The sequence below is a fragment of the Pseudaminobacter soli (ex Li et al. 2025) genome (genome assembly GCF_029892515.1).
In the GTDB taxonomy this organism is placed as follows: Bacteria; Pseudomonadota; Alphaproteobacteria; order Rhizobiales; family Rhizobiaceae; genus Pseudaminobacter; species Pseudaminobacter soli_A.
The window spans coordinates 1-13,342 of the sequence record NZ_JARXVF010000007.1 but is presented as its reverse complement, the minus strand read 5'-3'; the positions used below and the strand labels follow the sequence as shown (position 1 = coordinate 13,342).

17 protein-coding genes, 1 tRNA gene and 1 pseudogene are annotated in these 13,342 nt (G+C 63.8%); 6 read left to right on the top strand and 13 right to left on the bottom strand.

Features of this window, described 5'->3' with window-relative positions; all coding sequences use genetic code 11:
* Positions 1-79: 79 nt before the first annotated feature.
* Entirely contained in the window at positions 80-1,522 is a 1,443-nt protein-coding gene (locus M2281_RS23230; RefSeq protein ID WP_280823579.1) for an FAD-binding oxidoreductase, read from the top strand.
* A gap of 57 nt (positions 1,523-1,579) precedes the next feature.
* Here the strand turns inward: M2281_RS23230 and M2281_RS23225 are convergent, their stop codons facing one another.
* From M2281_RS23225 to M2281_RS23200, 6 genes are all read right to left on the bottom strand, one after another.
* Entirely contained in the window at positions 1,580-2,461 is an 882-nt protein-coding gene (locus M2281_RS23225) for a 3-hydroxybutyryl-CoA dehydrogenase (protein ID WP_280823578.1), read from the bottom strand.
* A gap of 116 nt (positions 2,462-2,577) precedes the next feature.
* The gene (locus tag M2281_RS23220; protein ID WP_280823577.1) at positions 2,578-3,507 is read right to left on the bottom strand and encodes an electron transfer flavoprotein subunit alpha/FixB family protein; all 930 of its coding nucleotides are present in this window, start codon (positions 3,505-3,507) and stop codon (positions 2,578-2,580) included.
* A gap of 25 nt (positions 3,508-3,532) precedes the next feature.
* Positions 3,533-4,282, bottom strand: a complete 750-nt coding sequence (locus M2281_RS23215; RefSeq protein WP_280823576.1) for an electron transfer flavoprotein subunit beta/FixA family protein — start codon at positions 4,280-4,282, stop codon at positions 3,533-3,535.
* Positions 4,283-4,486: 204 nt separating this feature from the next.
* Positions 4,487-5,257: a rhomboid family intramembrane serine protease gene (locus tag M2281_RS23210; protein ID WP_280823575.1), complete on the bottom strand. Its 771-nt coding sequence runs from the start codon at positions 5,255-5,257 to the stop codon at positions 4,487-4,489.
* A 128-nt stretch (positions 5,258-5,385) separates the two neighbouring features.
* Complete coding sequence (locus tag M2281_RS23205; protein ID WP_280823574.1) at positions 5,386-5,967, bottom strand: cob(I)yrinic acid a,c-diamide adenosyltransferase; 582 nt, start codon at positions 5,965-5,967, stop codon at positions 5,386-5,388.
* Positions 5,968-5,998: 31 nt separating this feature from the next.
* Positions 5,999-6,190 carry a twin transmembrane helix small protein gene (locus tag M2281_RS23200; protein WP_280823573.1) on the bottom strand — a complete coding sequence of 64 codons (192 nt, stop codon included), beginning with the start codon at positions 6,188-6,190 and terminating at the stop codon, positions 5,999-6,001.
* Between the two features lie 220 nt (positions 6,191-6,410).
* Between M2281_RS23200 and M2281_RS23195 the strand changes: the two genes are divergently transcribed.
* On the top strand, positions 6,411-7,265 hold the full coding sequence (locus M2281_RS23195) for a YihY/virulence factor BrkB family protein (RefSeq protein ID WP_280823798.1): 855 nt from the start codon (positions 6,411-6,413) through the stop codon (positions 7,263-7,265).
* On the opposite strand, the gene M2281_RS23190 is transcribed toward M2281_RS23195, so the two are convergent.
* Positions 7,232-8,122 carry a DMT family transporter gene (locus M2281_RS23190; protein WP_280823572.1) on the bottom strand — a complete coding sequence of 297 codons (891 nt, stop codon included), beginning with the start codon at positions 8,120-8,122 and terminating at the stop codon, positions 7,232-7,234. The genes M2281_RS23195 and M2281_RS23190 overlap by 34 nt on opposite strands.
* A 166-nt stretch (positions 8,123-8,288) precedes the next feature.
* Between M2281_RS23190 and M2281_RS23185 the strand changes: the two genes are divergently transcribed.
* A complete protein-coding gene (locus M2281_RS23185; RefSeq protein ID WP_280823571.1) occupies positions 8,289-8,576 on the top strand; it encodes a hypothetical protein in 288 nt (95 codons plus the stop codon).
* Positions 8,577-8,582: 6 nt separating this feature from the next.
* Here the strand turns inward: M2281_RS23185 and gluQRS are convergent, their stop codons facing one another.
* Positions 8,583-9,467 carry a tRNA glutamyl-Q(34) synthetase GluQRS gene (gene gluQRS, locus M2281_RS23180; protein ID WP_280823570.1) on the bottom strand — a complete coding sequence of 295 codons (885 nt, stop codon included), beginning with the start codon at positions 9,465-9,467 and terminating at the stop codon, positions 8,583-8,585.
* Between the two features lie 73 nt (positions 9,468-9,540).
* On the opposite strand from gluQRS, the gene M2281_RS23175 reads away from it, so the two are divergent.
* Entirely contained in the window at positions 9,541-10,191 is a 651-nt protein-coding gene (locus M2281_RS23175; RefSeq protein WP_280823569.1) for a DNA-3-methyladenine glycosylase family protein, read from the top strand.
* A 120-nt stretch (positions 10,192-10,311) separates the two neighbouring features.
* The gene (locus tag M2281_RS23170) at positions 10,312-10,869 is read left to right on the top strand and encodes an HNH endonuclease (protein ID WP_106725341.1); all 558 of its coding nucleotides are present in this window, start codon (positions 10,312-10,314) and stop codon (positions 10,867-10,869) included.
* A 107-nt stretch (positions 10,870-10,976) separates the two neighbouring features.
* Here the strand turns inward: M2281_RS23170 and M2281_RS23165 are convergent, their stop codons facing one another.
* On the bottom strand, positions 10,977-11,489 hold the full coding sequence (locus M2281_RS23165; protein ID WP_280823568.1) for a disulfide bond formation protein B: 513 nt from the start codon (positions 11,487-11,489) through the stop codon (positions 10,977-10,979).
* Between the two features lie 40 nt (positions 11,490-11,529).
* Positions 11,530-12,117 (bottom strand): YqaA family protein, encoded by a 588-nt coding sequence (locus tag M2281_RS23160; RefSeq protein WP_280823567.1) that lies wholly within the window; start codon positions 12,115-12,117, stop codon positions 11,530-11,532.
* A 137-nt stretch (positions 12,118-12,254) separates the two neighbouring features.
* Between M2281_RS23160 and M2281_RS23155 the strand changes: the two genes are divergently transcribed.
* A tRNA-Leu gene (locus tag M2281_RS23155) sits at positions 12,255-12,339 on the top strand.
* A gap of 77 nt (positions 12,340-12,416) precedes the next feature.
* Here M2281_RS23155 and M2281_RS23150 read toward each other — a convergent pair.
* From M2281_RS23150 to M2281_RS23140, 3 genes and pseudogenes are all read right to left on the bottom strand, one after another.
* Positions 12,417-12,722, bottom strand: coding sequence for a UBP-type zinc finger domain-containing protein (locus M2281_RS23150; protein WP_280823566.1), 306 nt, complete (start codon positions 12,720-12,722; stop codon positions 12,417-12,419).
* A 128-nt stretch (positions 12,723-12,850) separates the two neighbouring features.
* Complete coding sequence (locus tag M2281_RS23145) at positions 12,851-13,192, bottom strand: hypothetical protein (protein ID WP_280823565.1); 342 nt, start codon at positions 13,190-13,192, stop codon at positions 12,851-12,853.
* 21 nt (positions 13,193-13,213) lie between these two features.
* Positions 13,214-13,342 (bottom strand): annotated as a pseudogene (locus tag M2281_RS23140) (chemotaxis protein CheD); the annotation flags it as partial.

Sequence of the window (13,342 nt, the reverse complement as noted above, 5' to 3'; positions counted from 1 at the left end):
GGCTTCTTGTGCGCCGACCCTGAGAGGCGCACAATTCCTGTCATGGGGGACGATCATCACCCTAGCGGGAGACTTGCCCATGACCGACCTTAGCCTCACTACTCTCGAATCCGGCAAGACAGTCATCAGCGCGGCGGCCATCGAAGCGCTTTCTGCCGGATTCGGCGACCGCCTTCTGCGCGAGAAGGACGGCGCCTATGAGGAGGCGCGGACCATCTGGAACGCCATGGTGGACCGCAAGCCGGGCCTCATCGTCCGCTGTGCCAATGCAACAGATGTCATCAACGCGGTGCAATTCGCCCGCGCCAACAATCTGCTCGTCGCCATACGCGGCGGCGGCCACAACATTGCCGGAAGCGCAGTCTGCGACGGCGGCCTGATGATCGACCTCTCGCAGATGAAAGCGGTGAAGGTCGACGCCGCCGCGCAAACGGCCCGGGTCGAGCCCGGGGCGACGCTGGCCGATGTCGACCGCGAAACGCAGGCCTTCGGACTTGCTGTGCCGACCGGCATCAACTCCACCACCGGCATTGCTGGGCTGACACTCGGCGGCGGCTTCGGCTGGCTGACCCGTAAGTATGGCCTGACATGCGACAGCCTGCTGTCCGCAGACGTCGTCACGGCAGCCGGCGATCTGATCCGTGCCAGCGAAACGGAAAACCCGGACTTGTTCTGGGCGCTACGCGGCGGCGGCGGCAATTTCGGTATCGTCACGGCATTCGATTTCCGGCTGCACAAGGTCGGCCCGGAAGTGCTGTCGGGTCTCGTCGTGCATCCCTTTGCCGATGCCAGAACCGTCTTGCGCGAATATCGCGATGCGTTTGCCGCTTCTCCCGAGGAATACACTTGCTGGGCCGTGATGCGTCAGGCGCCGCCATTGCCCTTCCTGCCGGCCGGGTGGCACGGCAAGGAAATTCTGGTGCTGGCCATGTGCTACAGCGGCTCGATCGAGGAGGGCGAGAAGGCTGCGGAGCGGATGCGGGCGATCGGAAAGCCGCTTGCCGATGTCGTAGGCCCCAATCCCTTCGCCGGCTGGCAACAAGCGTTCGATCCGTTGCTGGCACCCGGTGCGCGGAACTACTGGAAGAGCCACGACTTCGCTGAGCTATCGGATGCGGCAATCGATCTGCTGCTCGGCGCGGTGCGCGAACTCCCCGGACCCGAATGTGAGATATTCATCGGCTATGTCGGCGGCGCGGCCAGCCGCGTTCCCGCCGGTGCAACCGCATTCCCGCAGCGTCTACCGCATTTCGTCATGAACGTGCACGCGCGCTGGCGCGATCCGGCGATGGACAAGGCGTGCATCGACTGGGCGCGGCGCCTGTTCGAAGATGCCAAGCCGCTGGCCATCGGCACGGCCTATATCAACTTCATGCCGGCGGATGAGGTGGATCGCGTCGAGGCGGCCTATGGCGCCAATTACAAGCGTCTCGTGGAGATCAAGCAGCGCTACGATCCGCAGAACCTGTTCCGGATCAATCACAATGTGCGGCCGAAAGCCGGGCGGCAGGCCGCTGAATAGGGAAGCTGAACGAGGCTGCGGCTCGCCTATCCAGCGAGCCGCAGCCCAAAGCTGAAATCAGCGCGTCGGAACCGGATGCTCGCCGCGATAGTCGTAGAAGCCGCGGCCGGTCTTGCGGCCGAGCCAGCCGGCCTCGACATACTTCACCAAGAGCGGGCAGGGGCGGTACTTCGAGTCCGACAAGCCGTCATGCAGCACCTGCATGATCGACAGGCAGGTGTCGAGACCGATGAAGTCGGCCAGCTGCAGCGGGCCCATCGGATGATTGGCGCCGAGCCGCATGGCGGTGTCGATGGCTTCCACCGAGCCGACGCCCTCATAGAGCGTGTAGATCGCCTCATTGATCATCGGCAGCAGAATGCGGTTGACGATGAAGGCGGGGAAATCTTCCGAGACGGTGGTGGTCTTGTCGAGACGGTGGACGAATTCCTTTGCCGCCTCGAAGGTCCCGTCGTCGGTGGCGATGCCGCGCACCAGCTCCACCAGCTTCATCACCGGCACGGGGTTCATGAAGTGGATGCCGATGAAGCGCTCGGGGCGGTCGGTCTGTGCGGCCAGCCGCGTGATCGAGATCGAGGAGGTGTTGGTGGCCAGGATGGCTGTCGGGTTCAGCACCGGGCAGAGCTGCGCATAGATCTTGCGCTTGATCGTTTCGTCCTCGGTAGCTGCTTCGATGACGAGGTCGGCCGCGGCGAGATCGGCGGGCTGGTGAGCGGGCTGTATGTGCGAAAGCGCCTTCTGGCGCTCGTCCTCGGCCAGCTTGCCGGCGCTCACCTGGCGGGCCATGTTGCCGCTGATGGTGGCGATGCCCTTCTCGATCCGATCGCTGGAAATGTCGTACATCAACACCTTGTAGCCGGCGAGTGCCGCGACATGGGCGATGCCGCCGCCCATCTGGCCTGCGCCGACAATACCGACCGTTTCGATACTCTTGCTCATTACACAGATCCCGTCATAGGCCTTTTCGGCCACATTTTTGTGCAGTGCAAACTAAATGGCCGGGGTAGTTTCGTCTACCCCGGCCACCGTATTTTAATATGCTTGCCCGAACCGCGTCAAAGCGCCTTTTCGAGTTCCGGCAGGATGGTGAAGAGGTCGCCGACGAGGCCGTAGTCGGCAACCTGGAAGATCGGCGCCTCCTCGTCCTTGTTGATGGCGACGATGACCTTCGAGTCCTTCATGCCGGCGAGGTGCTGGATCGCGCCCGAGATGCCGACGGCGATGTAGAGCTCGGGAGCCACGACCTTGCCGGTCTGGCCTACCTGCCAGTCGTTCGGCGCGTAGCCGGCATCGACCGCGGCGCGCGAGGCGCCGACCGCGGCGCCGAGCTTGTCGGCCACCGGCAGGATCACCTCCTGGAACTTCTCCGCCGAGCCGAGCGCGCGGCCGCCGGAGATGATGATGCGAGCCGAGGTCAGCTCCGGACGATCGCTTTCGGACAGCTTGTTCTCGATGAAGCTCGACAGGCCTGGGTTGGCGGCAGCGCCGACGGTCTCGACCGGGGCCGAACCGCTTGCCTCGGCGGCCTGGAAGCCGGCCGTGCGCACGGTGATGACCTTCTTGGCCTCGCCCGACTGCACCGTCTGGATGGCGTTGCCGGCATAGATCGGCCGCTTGAAGGTGTCGGACGACACCACTTCGATGATTTCCGAGATCTGCGAGACGTCGAGCAGCGCGGCGACGCGCGGCGCAACGTTCTTGCCCGATGCGGTGGCCGGGGCAACGATGGTGTCGTAGTTGCCGGCCAGCGCCACGATCGTGGCGGCGAGCGGCTCGGCCAGACGCTCTGCGAGCTCGTCGGCTTCGACCAGGAGCACCTTGCGCACGCCCTTCAGCTTGGCGGAGGCGTCGGCAGCGCCCTTGGCGCCCTTGCCGGCGACCAGCACGTCGACGTCGGAACCGATCTTCAGCGCGGCCGACAGCGCCTTGGCGGTCTGGTCGGAAACGGTTGCGTTGTCGTGTTCGGCGATGAGGAGAATTGCCATTTTTTGTTCCCTTTCCTTCCGAACCTTAGAGCACGCCGGCTTCGTTCTTGAGCTTGTCGACCAGCTCGGCCACCGAGCCGACCTTGACGCCCGCCTTACGGCCGCCCGGCTCCTCGGTCTTCAGCACCTTGAGGCGCGGGGTGACGTCGGCGCCGAAATCGGCCGGGGCCTTCTCGTCGAGCGGCTTCTTCTTGGCCTTCATGATGTTCGGCAGCGAAGCATAGCGCGGCTGGTTGAGGCGCAGGTCGGTGGTGACGATCGCCGGCAGCTTGACCGCAATCGTCTGCAGGCCGCCGTCGACCTCGCGCGTGATCTTGGCGCCGTCGCCCTCGATCTCGATCTTGGAGGCGAAGGTGCCCTGCGCCCAGCCGAGCAGCGCGGCCAGCATCTGGCCGGTCTGGTTGGCGTCGTCGTCGATCGCCTGCTTGCCGAGGATCACCAGGCCCGGCTGTTCAGCCTCGACCACGCCCTTCAGCACCTTGGCGACGCCGAGCGGCTCGACCGTCTCGTCGGTCTTGACCAGGATGGCGCGGTCAGCGCCCATGGCGAGCGCGGTGCGCAGCGTTTCCTGAGCCTGGGCGGGTCCGATCGACACCACCACGATCTCGTCAGCCTTGCCGGCTTCCTTGAGGCGGATCGCCTCTTCCACTGCGATCTCGTCGAACGGGTTCATCGACATCTTCACATTGGCCAGCTCGACGCCCGAGCCATCCGACTTCACGCGGATCTTCACGTTGTAGTCGACAACCCGCTTGACCGGGACGAGAACTTTCATGTGCTTCTCACCTCTCTGATGAAACTTTGGAGCGCTCTCTAGCAGAGTTGGCCCCCGTCCATTTGCCGATTGACGACATATTGGACGACAAAACGGAAATCCAGATGCGTAGCCCGTTGCGACCGGATTTCGCACGCCCGCGGACCCTAGTTAGCGTGGAAATCAACGTCAATATCCGGCTTGCTTCCAAATCGGTTGAAAGGGCTACCTCCGCGGACCCCACGGCGCGGGCCCGTCATCGACGGGGGGCGCGGGCTGCGGCGGGGCGGATTCGGCCGGTGGCGTTGCCGGCTCTTCCTGCTCGAACAGCGGCACGTCGCGGCTGCGCAAGACCAGGACGAGCAGGGCGCCAGCGACGATGCCGCCGGCATGGCAGGCCCAGGAAATCTGGTCGGTTTCGCCGAACAGCAGCATGAACAGCTGGAACAGGATCCAGAGGCCGAGCGCCATATAGGCCGGGATGTGCAGAGGGACGCGGCCGAAGGCCAGGATCCACACCTTCACGCGTGGATAGAGAATGAGATAGGCGGTGACGATGCCGGCGATGGCGCCCGAAGCGCCGATCAGCGGCTGCTGCGAATCCGGCATGAACAGCCCATGTACCAGCGCGCCGGCGATGGCGCAGAGCAGGTAGAACAGCAGGTAGCGCCAATAGCCGAGCGCGTCTTCGACATTGTCGCCGAACACCCACAGGAACAGCATGTTGCCGCCGAGGTGGAAGATGTCGTTGTGCAAGAAGGCGTAGGTCACATAGGTGAGCAGGCTCGGCACCAGCACAAGTTCGGCCGGCAGGGTGGCCTTGTCGAAAGCCACTGAGGGGACGTAGCCGAGGCCCAGCACCCGCGCCTGCATCGTGTATTCGTCCGACGATGAAGTCAGGAAGAAGATGATGACGTTGGCCGCGATCAGGCCGATCGTCACATATTGATGCTTGATGTGCCGCAGATGGTTGGAGTCATAGAGCGGAATGAACATCGGTTCGTGTTCCGCCCTCCCGGCGGGTGCTAGAGCGGCAGGCATCCTGGCGGACGCTATTCCGCTCTATCTTGTTGTTTTGCCGCATTTGTACGGCGCCAGGCGAATCCGCTTGGCTGCAAAATGCTCTACCTATTCTTGCCGGGCACCCATAGCACATCGGCCTTTCCATTGTCATTGACGACACGGGCGGCGACGAAGAGGAAATCCGAGACGCGGTTGATGTATTTGATGCCGTCGCGGTTGACGTGCTCGGCCGGGTCCTGCGCCAGCGCCACCATCATGCGCTCGGCGCGCCTTGCCACGGTGCGGGCCAGGTGCAGAGCTGCCGCAGCCGGCGAGCCGCCGGGCAGCACGAAGGAGCGCAGCGGCTGGAGATTTGCGTTCAGCTGGTCGATCTCGGTCTCGATGCGCGCGGTCTGCTCGGCAATGATGCGCAGCGGCTCGTAGCCGAGCGGCTTGCCGGTATCCGGCGTTGCAAGGTCCGCGCCGAGGTCGAACAGGTCGTTCTGGATGCGCGCCAGCATGGCGTCGATTTCGGGATAGGCGCTTTCGGTATGCAGCCGCGCCAGGCCGATGCAGGCATTGGCCTCGTCGACGGTGCCGAAGGCCTCGATGCGCATGTCCGACTTCAGGCGCCGGTCTCCGGCGCCGAGACCGGTGGTGCCGTCGTCGCCGGTGCGGGTGTAGATCTTGTTGAGCTTGACCATGCGCCTCCTCCCTTGCGTGGCGTCGCTTTGATCAGCGGCCGTGGAAATAAAGGGCCAGCAGGATCAGAACCAGCGCGATGGCCTGCAGGAACACGCGCAACTGCATTAGCTTGTTGGAGGTGTTGCCGGAGCCGCCGCGCATCATGTTCACGAGACCGCGCAGCAGCACAATGACCACGGCGCACATGACGATGATGGCAAAGATGTTGAAGACGGTCGACATGAGTTATCCAGCTTCGTTTCGATCTGATCGTGAAATGCTCTAACCTGAACGAGGCCGTGGCGATAGGAGGGCGTGGCGCAAAACCGCAGGCTGGGCGCCGCGGGCACCCTCGCGCAACCTGCGGTTACGCATGGGCATTGTCTTCACGGGTTGCCAATTGTGGTGAACCCTTCCCATATTCCGGCCGGAATCGGATAGAGGAAATCATGCGGATGCCAACCTGGTGAGGAAGATCGTCGCGATAAAGCGGGTGCTTTTCGATGCGCTCGGCCATTTCAACTATGACGATGGCTGGGCGATGGCGAGCCATCTGGCGCTGTCGGCGCTGTTGGCGTTGTTTCCCTTCCTCATCTTCGCCACCACGCTGGCCGGTTTTCTCGGTGCAAAGGCGTTCGCCGACACCGCCGTCCATCTGGTGTTCGACACTTGGCCCGAACAGATCGCCGAGCCTATCGCGGGGCAGGTGGTCGAGGTGCTTACTGTGCAGCGCGGCGACCTCTTGACCTATGGCGGTCTGTTGGCCGGCTACTTCGCCTCCAACGGCATCGAGGCGGTGCGGGCTTCGCTCAACCGCGCCTATCGCGTCACCGAGACGCGCGGTATCATCTATCGCCGCCTGCAGAGCCTGCTTTTTGTGCTGATCGCTACGATCGGCTTTGTGGTGATCAGCGTGTTTCTGGTCTTTGCGCCGTTGCTTGCGCGGTTGCTCGAAGCAAAGATCGCATGGATCGGCCCCTATATGGGCACCATTACGCTGTGGCGCTTTATCATCGCCTCGGCGGTGATCGTGCTCGGCCTGATTGCGGTGCATGTCTGGCTGCCGGACGGCAAGCGAAAGTTCGTCACCATCGTGCCAGGCATCATCTTCACCTTGATCGGCTGGCTGGTCGGCTCGACGGCTTTCGCCACCTATATCGACCATTTCTCGTCCTATGTGACGACCTATGCCGGTCTCGCCTCGATCATGATCGCGCTGGTGTTCCTGTACATCATCTCGGCGATCTTCATCCTCGGCGGCGAGCTCAATGCCTCGATCACCCGCTATCTCGAGGCGCGGGCGCGCGTCGGGACCTGAGCCGTGGCAAGGCCCACCCCGAAGGTCGCTACCAGCAGGCCGGCGACCTGCACAGACGAGAGGTGTTCGCCGAACAGCGCCCAGGCCATGACCGCAGTGACACCTGGCACCAGGTAGAACAGCGAAGAGACCTTCGACATCTCGCCGTCGCGGATCATCACCATCAGCAGGAAGATGGCGCCGATCGAAAGCACGAGCACCAGCCAGGCCATGGCAAAGATGAGCTCACCGTTGATCGTGACAGTGCGCGTTTCGAATGCGAAGGACCCGAGCAGCATCAGCGCGCCGCCGCCGAGATACTGGTAGAGCGTGCCGGTGACGAGGTCACCGCCGGTGCCAAAACGCTTTTGCCAGATCGTACCGGCGGTCATGCCGCCCATGGCGACCACCGCTGCGGCAAGCGTCTGCCAGGTGACGCCGCCGCCGACATTGCCGAGCTGCGGCGACAGCACGATGACCACGCCGGCAAAACCCGCAGCAAGGCCCGCCCAATGGCGCGGCTGCACCTCCTCGCCCAGCACACGGCCGGCAACGAGCGCGGTGACCAGCGGCTGGAGGCCCGCGATCAGCGCCGCAATACCAGCCGGCAGACCCTGATGGATGGCCCAGAAAACGCCGCCGAGATAGACGCCGTGCATGAGCGCACCGGCAATCATGGCATGCAGCGCCACGCGGCCGCTGCCCCATCGCGAGCCGATCAGGATGGCCAGGAGACCGAGCAGCAGGAAGGCGAGGACGAAGCGCGCTGCCAGGAAGGTGAAGGGTTCGGCCCACGGCATGGCGTAGCGCGCACCGATGAAGCCGGTGGACCACAGCAGCACGAAGGCGGCGGGAATGAACCTCTTGAGGCCTGACATGCGCTTGATCCTGACTGGCTAAGGGACCGAAGGCTCGGTCCGCATTCGAGGTCCGTCTAATGCCGATCATTTCGTCAAGCAAAGCGAAACGATTGATCCATATATTCACGATCATTGAATTGGGGGTCATGGGACGCAAATTGTCGAAGCTTCGGAAGGGGCGGGCATGCTGTGGAATCTCGATCCGGCCTGGTTGATGATGGCAGTGGCGGTGGTCGCGGTCATCGCCTTCTTTTTTGGCTCCGCGCTCAACGCCATCATGCGCGACGACGGCTTTGGCCCTTTCGGGAACATGGTCGTGTTCACCGTGGGCTTCTTCGCCGCCCTCGTGGCCGTCAACTCCTACGGCATAGCTTTCCGTGACCTGACGCTCGCCACTGCCACGGGACTCGGCGGCGCCTTTATCGCGATCGCGACCGTTGCCCTGTTGAAGGCCGGCCTGTCGCGGCTCTGATCCTTCTCAAAGACCGACCATTCGCCTGATCTCCCCTGGCGAAACCCCTTGCTCGCGCAATGTGGCAAGGCCGCTGTCGCCGAGGCTTTTCGACAGCTTGCGCCCGTCCGGGCCCGGCACCAGCCGATGGTGGAAATAGCTCGGCTCCGGAAATCCCAGCAGTTGCTGCAAGAGCCGCTGGATGGAGGTGGCGAAGTAGAGATCGCGGCCACGCACGACATGGGTGATGTCCTGCAGCGCGTCGTCGGCCACCACCGACAGGTGATAGCTGGTGGGAATCTCGCGGCGGGCGATGACCACGTCGCCCCAATCCTGCGGCCGCGCTTCGACCTCGTGCGTCTCTGCGAGCGTCTCGTCGGTGAACTCGCGCCATGACAGCCGGCCGGACAGCCGGGCGAGTGCGGCTTCGGTGTCGAGCCGCCAGGCAAAGGGCTCGCCATCGGTGATGCGGCGGCGACGCATGGCGTACGACAGGTCCTTGTCGGCTCCGGGGTAGAGCGGAGCGCCGTCCGGGTCGCGGGGCCAGCGCAGTCCCTTGGTCTCGGCCTCGGCGATATGGGCGCGAACCTCGCCGCGGCTCATGAAGGCCGGGTAGACGAGTTCCGCATCGATCAGCCTTTGCAGCAGCGCTTCATATTCGCCGAAATGCTCGGACTGGCGGCGCACCGGCTCTTCCCAGCGGATGCCGAGCCAGGCGAGATCCCGCAGGATCGCGGTCTCGAATTCGGGCGTGCAACGGGTGACGTCGATGTCCTCGATGCGCAGCAGCAGGCGACCGCCGGTCGCCTCAGCCAGGCGGTCGTTGAGCAGTGCCGAATAGGCATGGCCCAGATGCAGTTCGCCATTGGGGCTCGGCGCGAAGCGGAAGACCTGCTTGGCAGGAGAGTTCATCTGCAATGCCTATATCGGATTGAACGGGACATTGCCCGATTGCTACTTTGCCGCCGAAGCTGGGACAAGACACATGCGCCGTATCAAATCGCTCGACGACATTTCCGAGGGGCTCGACGCGCTCTGCGTGATCGATCCACGCCTGAGCGACGTGCGCGCATTGGCTGGCGAGGTGCCGCTGCGGCTTTCCGAGCCGGGCTTCGTCAGCCTCGCCTCGATCATCGTCTCGCAGCAGGTGTCGCGCGCCAGCGCCGATGCCATCTTCGGCCGGCTGATCAAGCTGGTCGATCCGCTGACGCCGCAGGCGTTGCTCGAGGCAGGCGAGTCGGTGTTTCGCGAGGCCGGCCTGTCGCGGCCGAAGATCCGCACGCTGCTTGCCGTGTCGCAGGCGGTTCAGGACGGGCTCGATCTCCATCACCTGTGCGAACTCGATGCGCCCCATGCCATCGGCCACATGACCGAGGTGCCCGGCATCGGCCCCTGGACGGCCGAGGTCTATCTTCTTTTCGCCGCCGGTCATCCCGATATTTTTCCCGGGCGAGACGTGGCGCTGCAGACAGCGGTGGGCCAGGCGCTCGGCGTCGACCCGCGTCCGGGCGAGAAGGCGCTGATCGCGCTGGCCGAATCATGGTCGCCGTGGAGAGGGGTCGCGGCCCGTCTTTTCTGGTCATATTATCGTGAAACCAGGGGCCGGGATGCCGCTCCACCCTCCCAAATGCCTTAAAATGCCTGAAATTAGGGTTACCGCAGCGGTATTCATGGCAGTGAAACCGCTTCACATCCCTGTCATGTCGGGCTTACAGTATCCGGACCAATAGGTTCGGATGGACAAGGAGGTAAGTCAGTGACGGTCGCCGTAAACCCGGATGGCCTCCCAGCACTGGTGCTGAACGCGGATTACCGCCCGCTCAGCTACTATCCCTTGTCGCTCTGGTCGTGGCAGGATGCCATCAAGGCGGTGTTCCTCGATCGGGTCAACATCGTCGCCGAATACGACCACGCAGTCTCCTCGCCATCCTTCTCGATGCGGCTGCCCAGCGTCGTGAGCCTGAAGAGCTACGTCAAGCCGTCGCGCTATCCGGCCTTCACCCGCTTCAACGTGTTCCTGCGCGACCGTTTTCAATGCCAATATTGCGGCACGCCGGAAGACCTCACATTCGACCATGTGATCCCGCGTCACCGCGGCGGAGCCACCACCTGGGAAAATGTCGTTGCCGCCTGTTCACCATGCAACCTGAAGAAGGGCGGCATGATGCCGGCGCAGGCGAAGATGTGGCCCAAGCAGACGCCCTACCAGCCCACGGTGCACGACCTGCACAACAATGGCCGGCTGTTCCCGCCGAACTACCTGCATGAAAGCTGGCTCGATTATCTCTACTGGGATGTCGAACTGGAGCCATAAGGCTTTTGTCGCCGGCGCGGACGCGCGCATACGGCGAGCTTTCTCAATCCCGATCTAGAAATCCGGAACGATGTCGACGCGAAGTCTTCGCGCCTACCTAATCTGTTTCAGGCTTTGCCGACGGCGCCGCGGAAGGCGATGATCGTCAGGATCAGGCTGGCGATCGCGTTCCAGCCTGCCATGGACAGGCCGAGGATGCGCAGGGCCGCCTTCTCGCAGGAAGGCGGCATCACCGTGTTGAGCGAATCGAGCACGCCGCCGGTGCCGCCCGTGACCGGAACGACGGCAGTGCAGTCGGTCGGGCCGGGCCACCAGCCCCATTCGACGCCGGAGTGGTAGACGCCCAGGCCAAGGCCGTAGAGCATCAGCAGGCCGCCGATCAGAAGCAGGCCGCGCGTTATCATCGCCGGCCAGTTGAGGCCGGACGAAATCGCGGCCACCGCCATCAGCGGCATGCCGACATAATAGGGCGTGCGCTGCTCGAGGCACAGCTTGCAGGGGATGTAGCCGCCGATATGCTCGAAGCCGAGCGCGCCGCCGACGACCGCCGCCATGGCGATGAGGAGCATGAGCGCAGTGACGGTCTGGACGCTGCTGGTCGGCTGGGTGAGGCTGGACATGGTCTCTATCCGTTATGGCCTGGGTTAATCCTGTGTCCGGTCAGAGAGTGTATTTGACCGCGAGGTAGAGCACGATGAGGGCGCCGGCGCCGGCGCCGGCGATCAGCCCGAGCCGCTCTTCGATGAAGCCGCGGATCGGCTCGCCATAGGTGCGCAGCAGCCAGGCGAGGAGCAGGAAGCGGGCACCGCGCGCGATGATGGCAGAAACGACGAACAGGGCGAGATTGACGTGCATGACCCCGGCAAGGATGGTCACGACCTTGATCGGCGGCAAGTGCGCCGCGCCGGACGTCACCAGCATCAAGAGGATGAAGCCGATGCCCGACGAGGTTCTGAGCGCCTCGAACTCGTCGAACTTGCCATAAAATTCCAGCACAGGCTTGGCGATCGTTTCGTAGGCGTAATAGCCTATATACCAGCCGGCGATGCCGCCCAGAACCGAGGCCACCGTGGCGATTACTGCATAGCGGTAGGAGCGCTCCGGGCGGGACAGCGCCATCGGCACAAAGAGCACATCGGCCGGGATGAGGAAGACCGAGCTTTCCACGAAAGCGATGAAGGCGAGCCACCATTCGGCGGACTTGCGTGCGGCCAGCGACAGGGTCCAGTCGTAGAGTCTGCGAAGCATCGAAGGTTCCGTTGGTGGGTCGGATCCTGTCTAGAAAGATTTCCGTGGCTTCACAATGGCGGACGCGTCACGAAATCGACAGTTGGCCAGTTGACGACGATAGGGCGGACCGTATAGTCCGCAGCCATCTGCGCCGTGCGGGTGTGGTGGAATTGGTAGACGCGCCGGACTCAAAATCCGGTTCCGAAAGGAGTGTCGGTTCGACCCCGACCACCCGCACCACCTTCGACTGCTTCAGTCGATGTTTTTTCGCCCCCAAAAATCCTGGATTGTCCGCCGTCACGGGTATTCGAGACGGTTCAGTAATAGCGCGGGATGGGGCCGTTCTGTTCGGTCTGGTCCGGCAGGTCGATCATCATTTCGTCGATATAGCACCAGCCCCAGCCTTCAGGCGGGTCGTAGCCTTCTATGATCGGATGACCGGTAGCATGAAAATGCGCCGTGGCGTGCCTGCCCGGCGAATCGTCGCAGCAGCCGACATGGCCGCATTGCCTGCATAGGCGCAGATGCACCCAGATCTGTCCTGTGGCGAGGCATTCCTCGCAGCCGAGCGTTTGGGGTTCGACCGTTCGGATCAGGCGCGAATGACTGCAAGATTGCTGCATGACCGCCCCTCCAGCTTTCAGGCCGCCGGCATCATACGACTTCGTGCGTCACTGCGCGAGCCGGCGTCAGATCGCGACGACCGGGCACTTTTTTCAAGGCCCGGCACGGTAGCGGCAGCACCTCGGTTCTAGAACAGCTCGCAGTCGCCATCGTTGGCGGCCGGGTGCGGGGTGTGGCCAGCAAGGCGGGTGGCGAGGTCGGACAGGGTGAGGGCGGCGAGGGCCGGCTGGGCGTCAAGCTGCCAGTCGGGGGCGGCGGCCTTGGTGAGGTCGGCGAGGAAGCCGGCCAGCGCGCGCAGTTTTTGCTCGATGTGGTCGATGCCCTGCAGGGCTTGCAGGTAGTCCGGGTCGGGAGTGGCGGTGGCGATGGCGAGCGGGTACAGCCGGTTCACTTCGGCCGCCATGTCGTTGAGCTCCGTGCTCAGGCGCGCAAGCAGGGCGGGGACAGGCGTGAGGGTGGACGCGGACATGGAGGCGGATCTTTCGGGACTTTAGAAGAACTCGACGGCGCCGCTGGTCGGCGGGGGCGGCGGTGGGGCGGCGGGGGTGGCGAAGCCGGGGTCGCCGGTGAGCAGCGCCTGGCGGGCGCGGCCGGAGACCGGCCAGTATTCGATGCGGCG

Bases quoted from the DNA above. Each gene is read 5' to 3' on its own strand.
- M2281_RS23230 (WP_280823579.1), top strand. From the start codon at position 80: ATGACCGACCTTAGCCTCACTACTCTCGAATCCGGCAAGACAGTCATC.
- M2281_RS23225 (WP_280823578.1), bottom strand. From the start codon at position 2,461: ATGAGCAAGAGTATCGAAACGGTCGGTATTGTCGGCGCAGGCCAGATG.
- M2281_RS23220 (WP_280823577.1), bottom strand. From the start codon at position 3,507: ATGGCAATTCTCCTCATCGCCGAACACGACAACGCAACCGTTTCCGAC.
- M2281_RS23215 (WP_280823576.1), bottom strand. From the start codon at position 4,282: ATGAAAGTTCTCGTCCCGGTCAAGCGGGTTGTCGACTACAACGTGAAG.
- M2281_RS23210 (WP_280823575.1), bottom strand. From the start codon at position 5,257: ATGTTCATTCCGCTCTATGACTCCAACCATCTGCGGCACATCAAGCAT.
- M2281_RS23205 (WP_280823574.1), bottom strand. From the start codon at position 5,967: ATGGTCAAGCTCAACAAGATCTACACCCGCACCGGCGACGACGGCACC.
- M2281_RS23200 (WP_280823573.1), bottom strand. From the start codon at position 6,190: ATGTCGACCGTCTTCAACATCTTTGCCATCATCGTCATGTGCGCCGTG.
- M2281_RS23190 (WP_280823572.1), bottom strand. From the start codon at position 8,122: ATGTCAGGCCTCAAGAGGTTCATTCCCGCCGCCTTCGTGCTGCTGTGG.
- M2281_RS23185 (WP_280823571.1), top strand. From the start codon at position 8,289: ATGCTGTGGAATCTCGATCCGGCCTGGTTGATGATGGCAGTGGCGGTG.
- gluQRS (WP_280823570.1), bottom strand. From the start codon at position 9,467: ATGAACTCTCCTGCCAAGCAGGTCTTCCGCTTCGCGCCGAGCCCCAAT.
- M2281_RS23175 (WP_280823569.1), top strand. From the start codon at position 9,541: ATGCGCCGTATCAAATCGCTCGACGACATTTCCGAGGGGCTCGACGCG.
- M2281_RS23165 (WP_280823568.1), bottom strand. From the start codon at position 11,489: ATGTCCAGCCTCACCCAGCCGACCAGCAGCGTCCAGACCGTCACTGCG.
- M2281_RS23160 (WP_280823567.1), bottom strand. From the start codon at position 12,117: ATGCTTCGCAGACTCTACGACTGGACCCTGTCGCTGGCCGCACGCAAG.
- M2281_RS23150 (WP_280823566.1), bottom strand. From the start codon at position 12,722: ATGCAGCAATCTTGCAGTCATTCGCGCCTGATCCGAACGGTCGAACCC.
- M2281_RS23145 (WP_280823565.1), bottom strand. From the start codon at position 13,192: ATGTCCGCGTCCACCCTCACGCCTGTCCCCGCCCTGCTTGCGCGCCTG.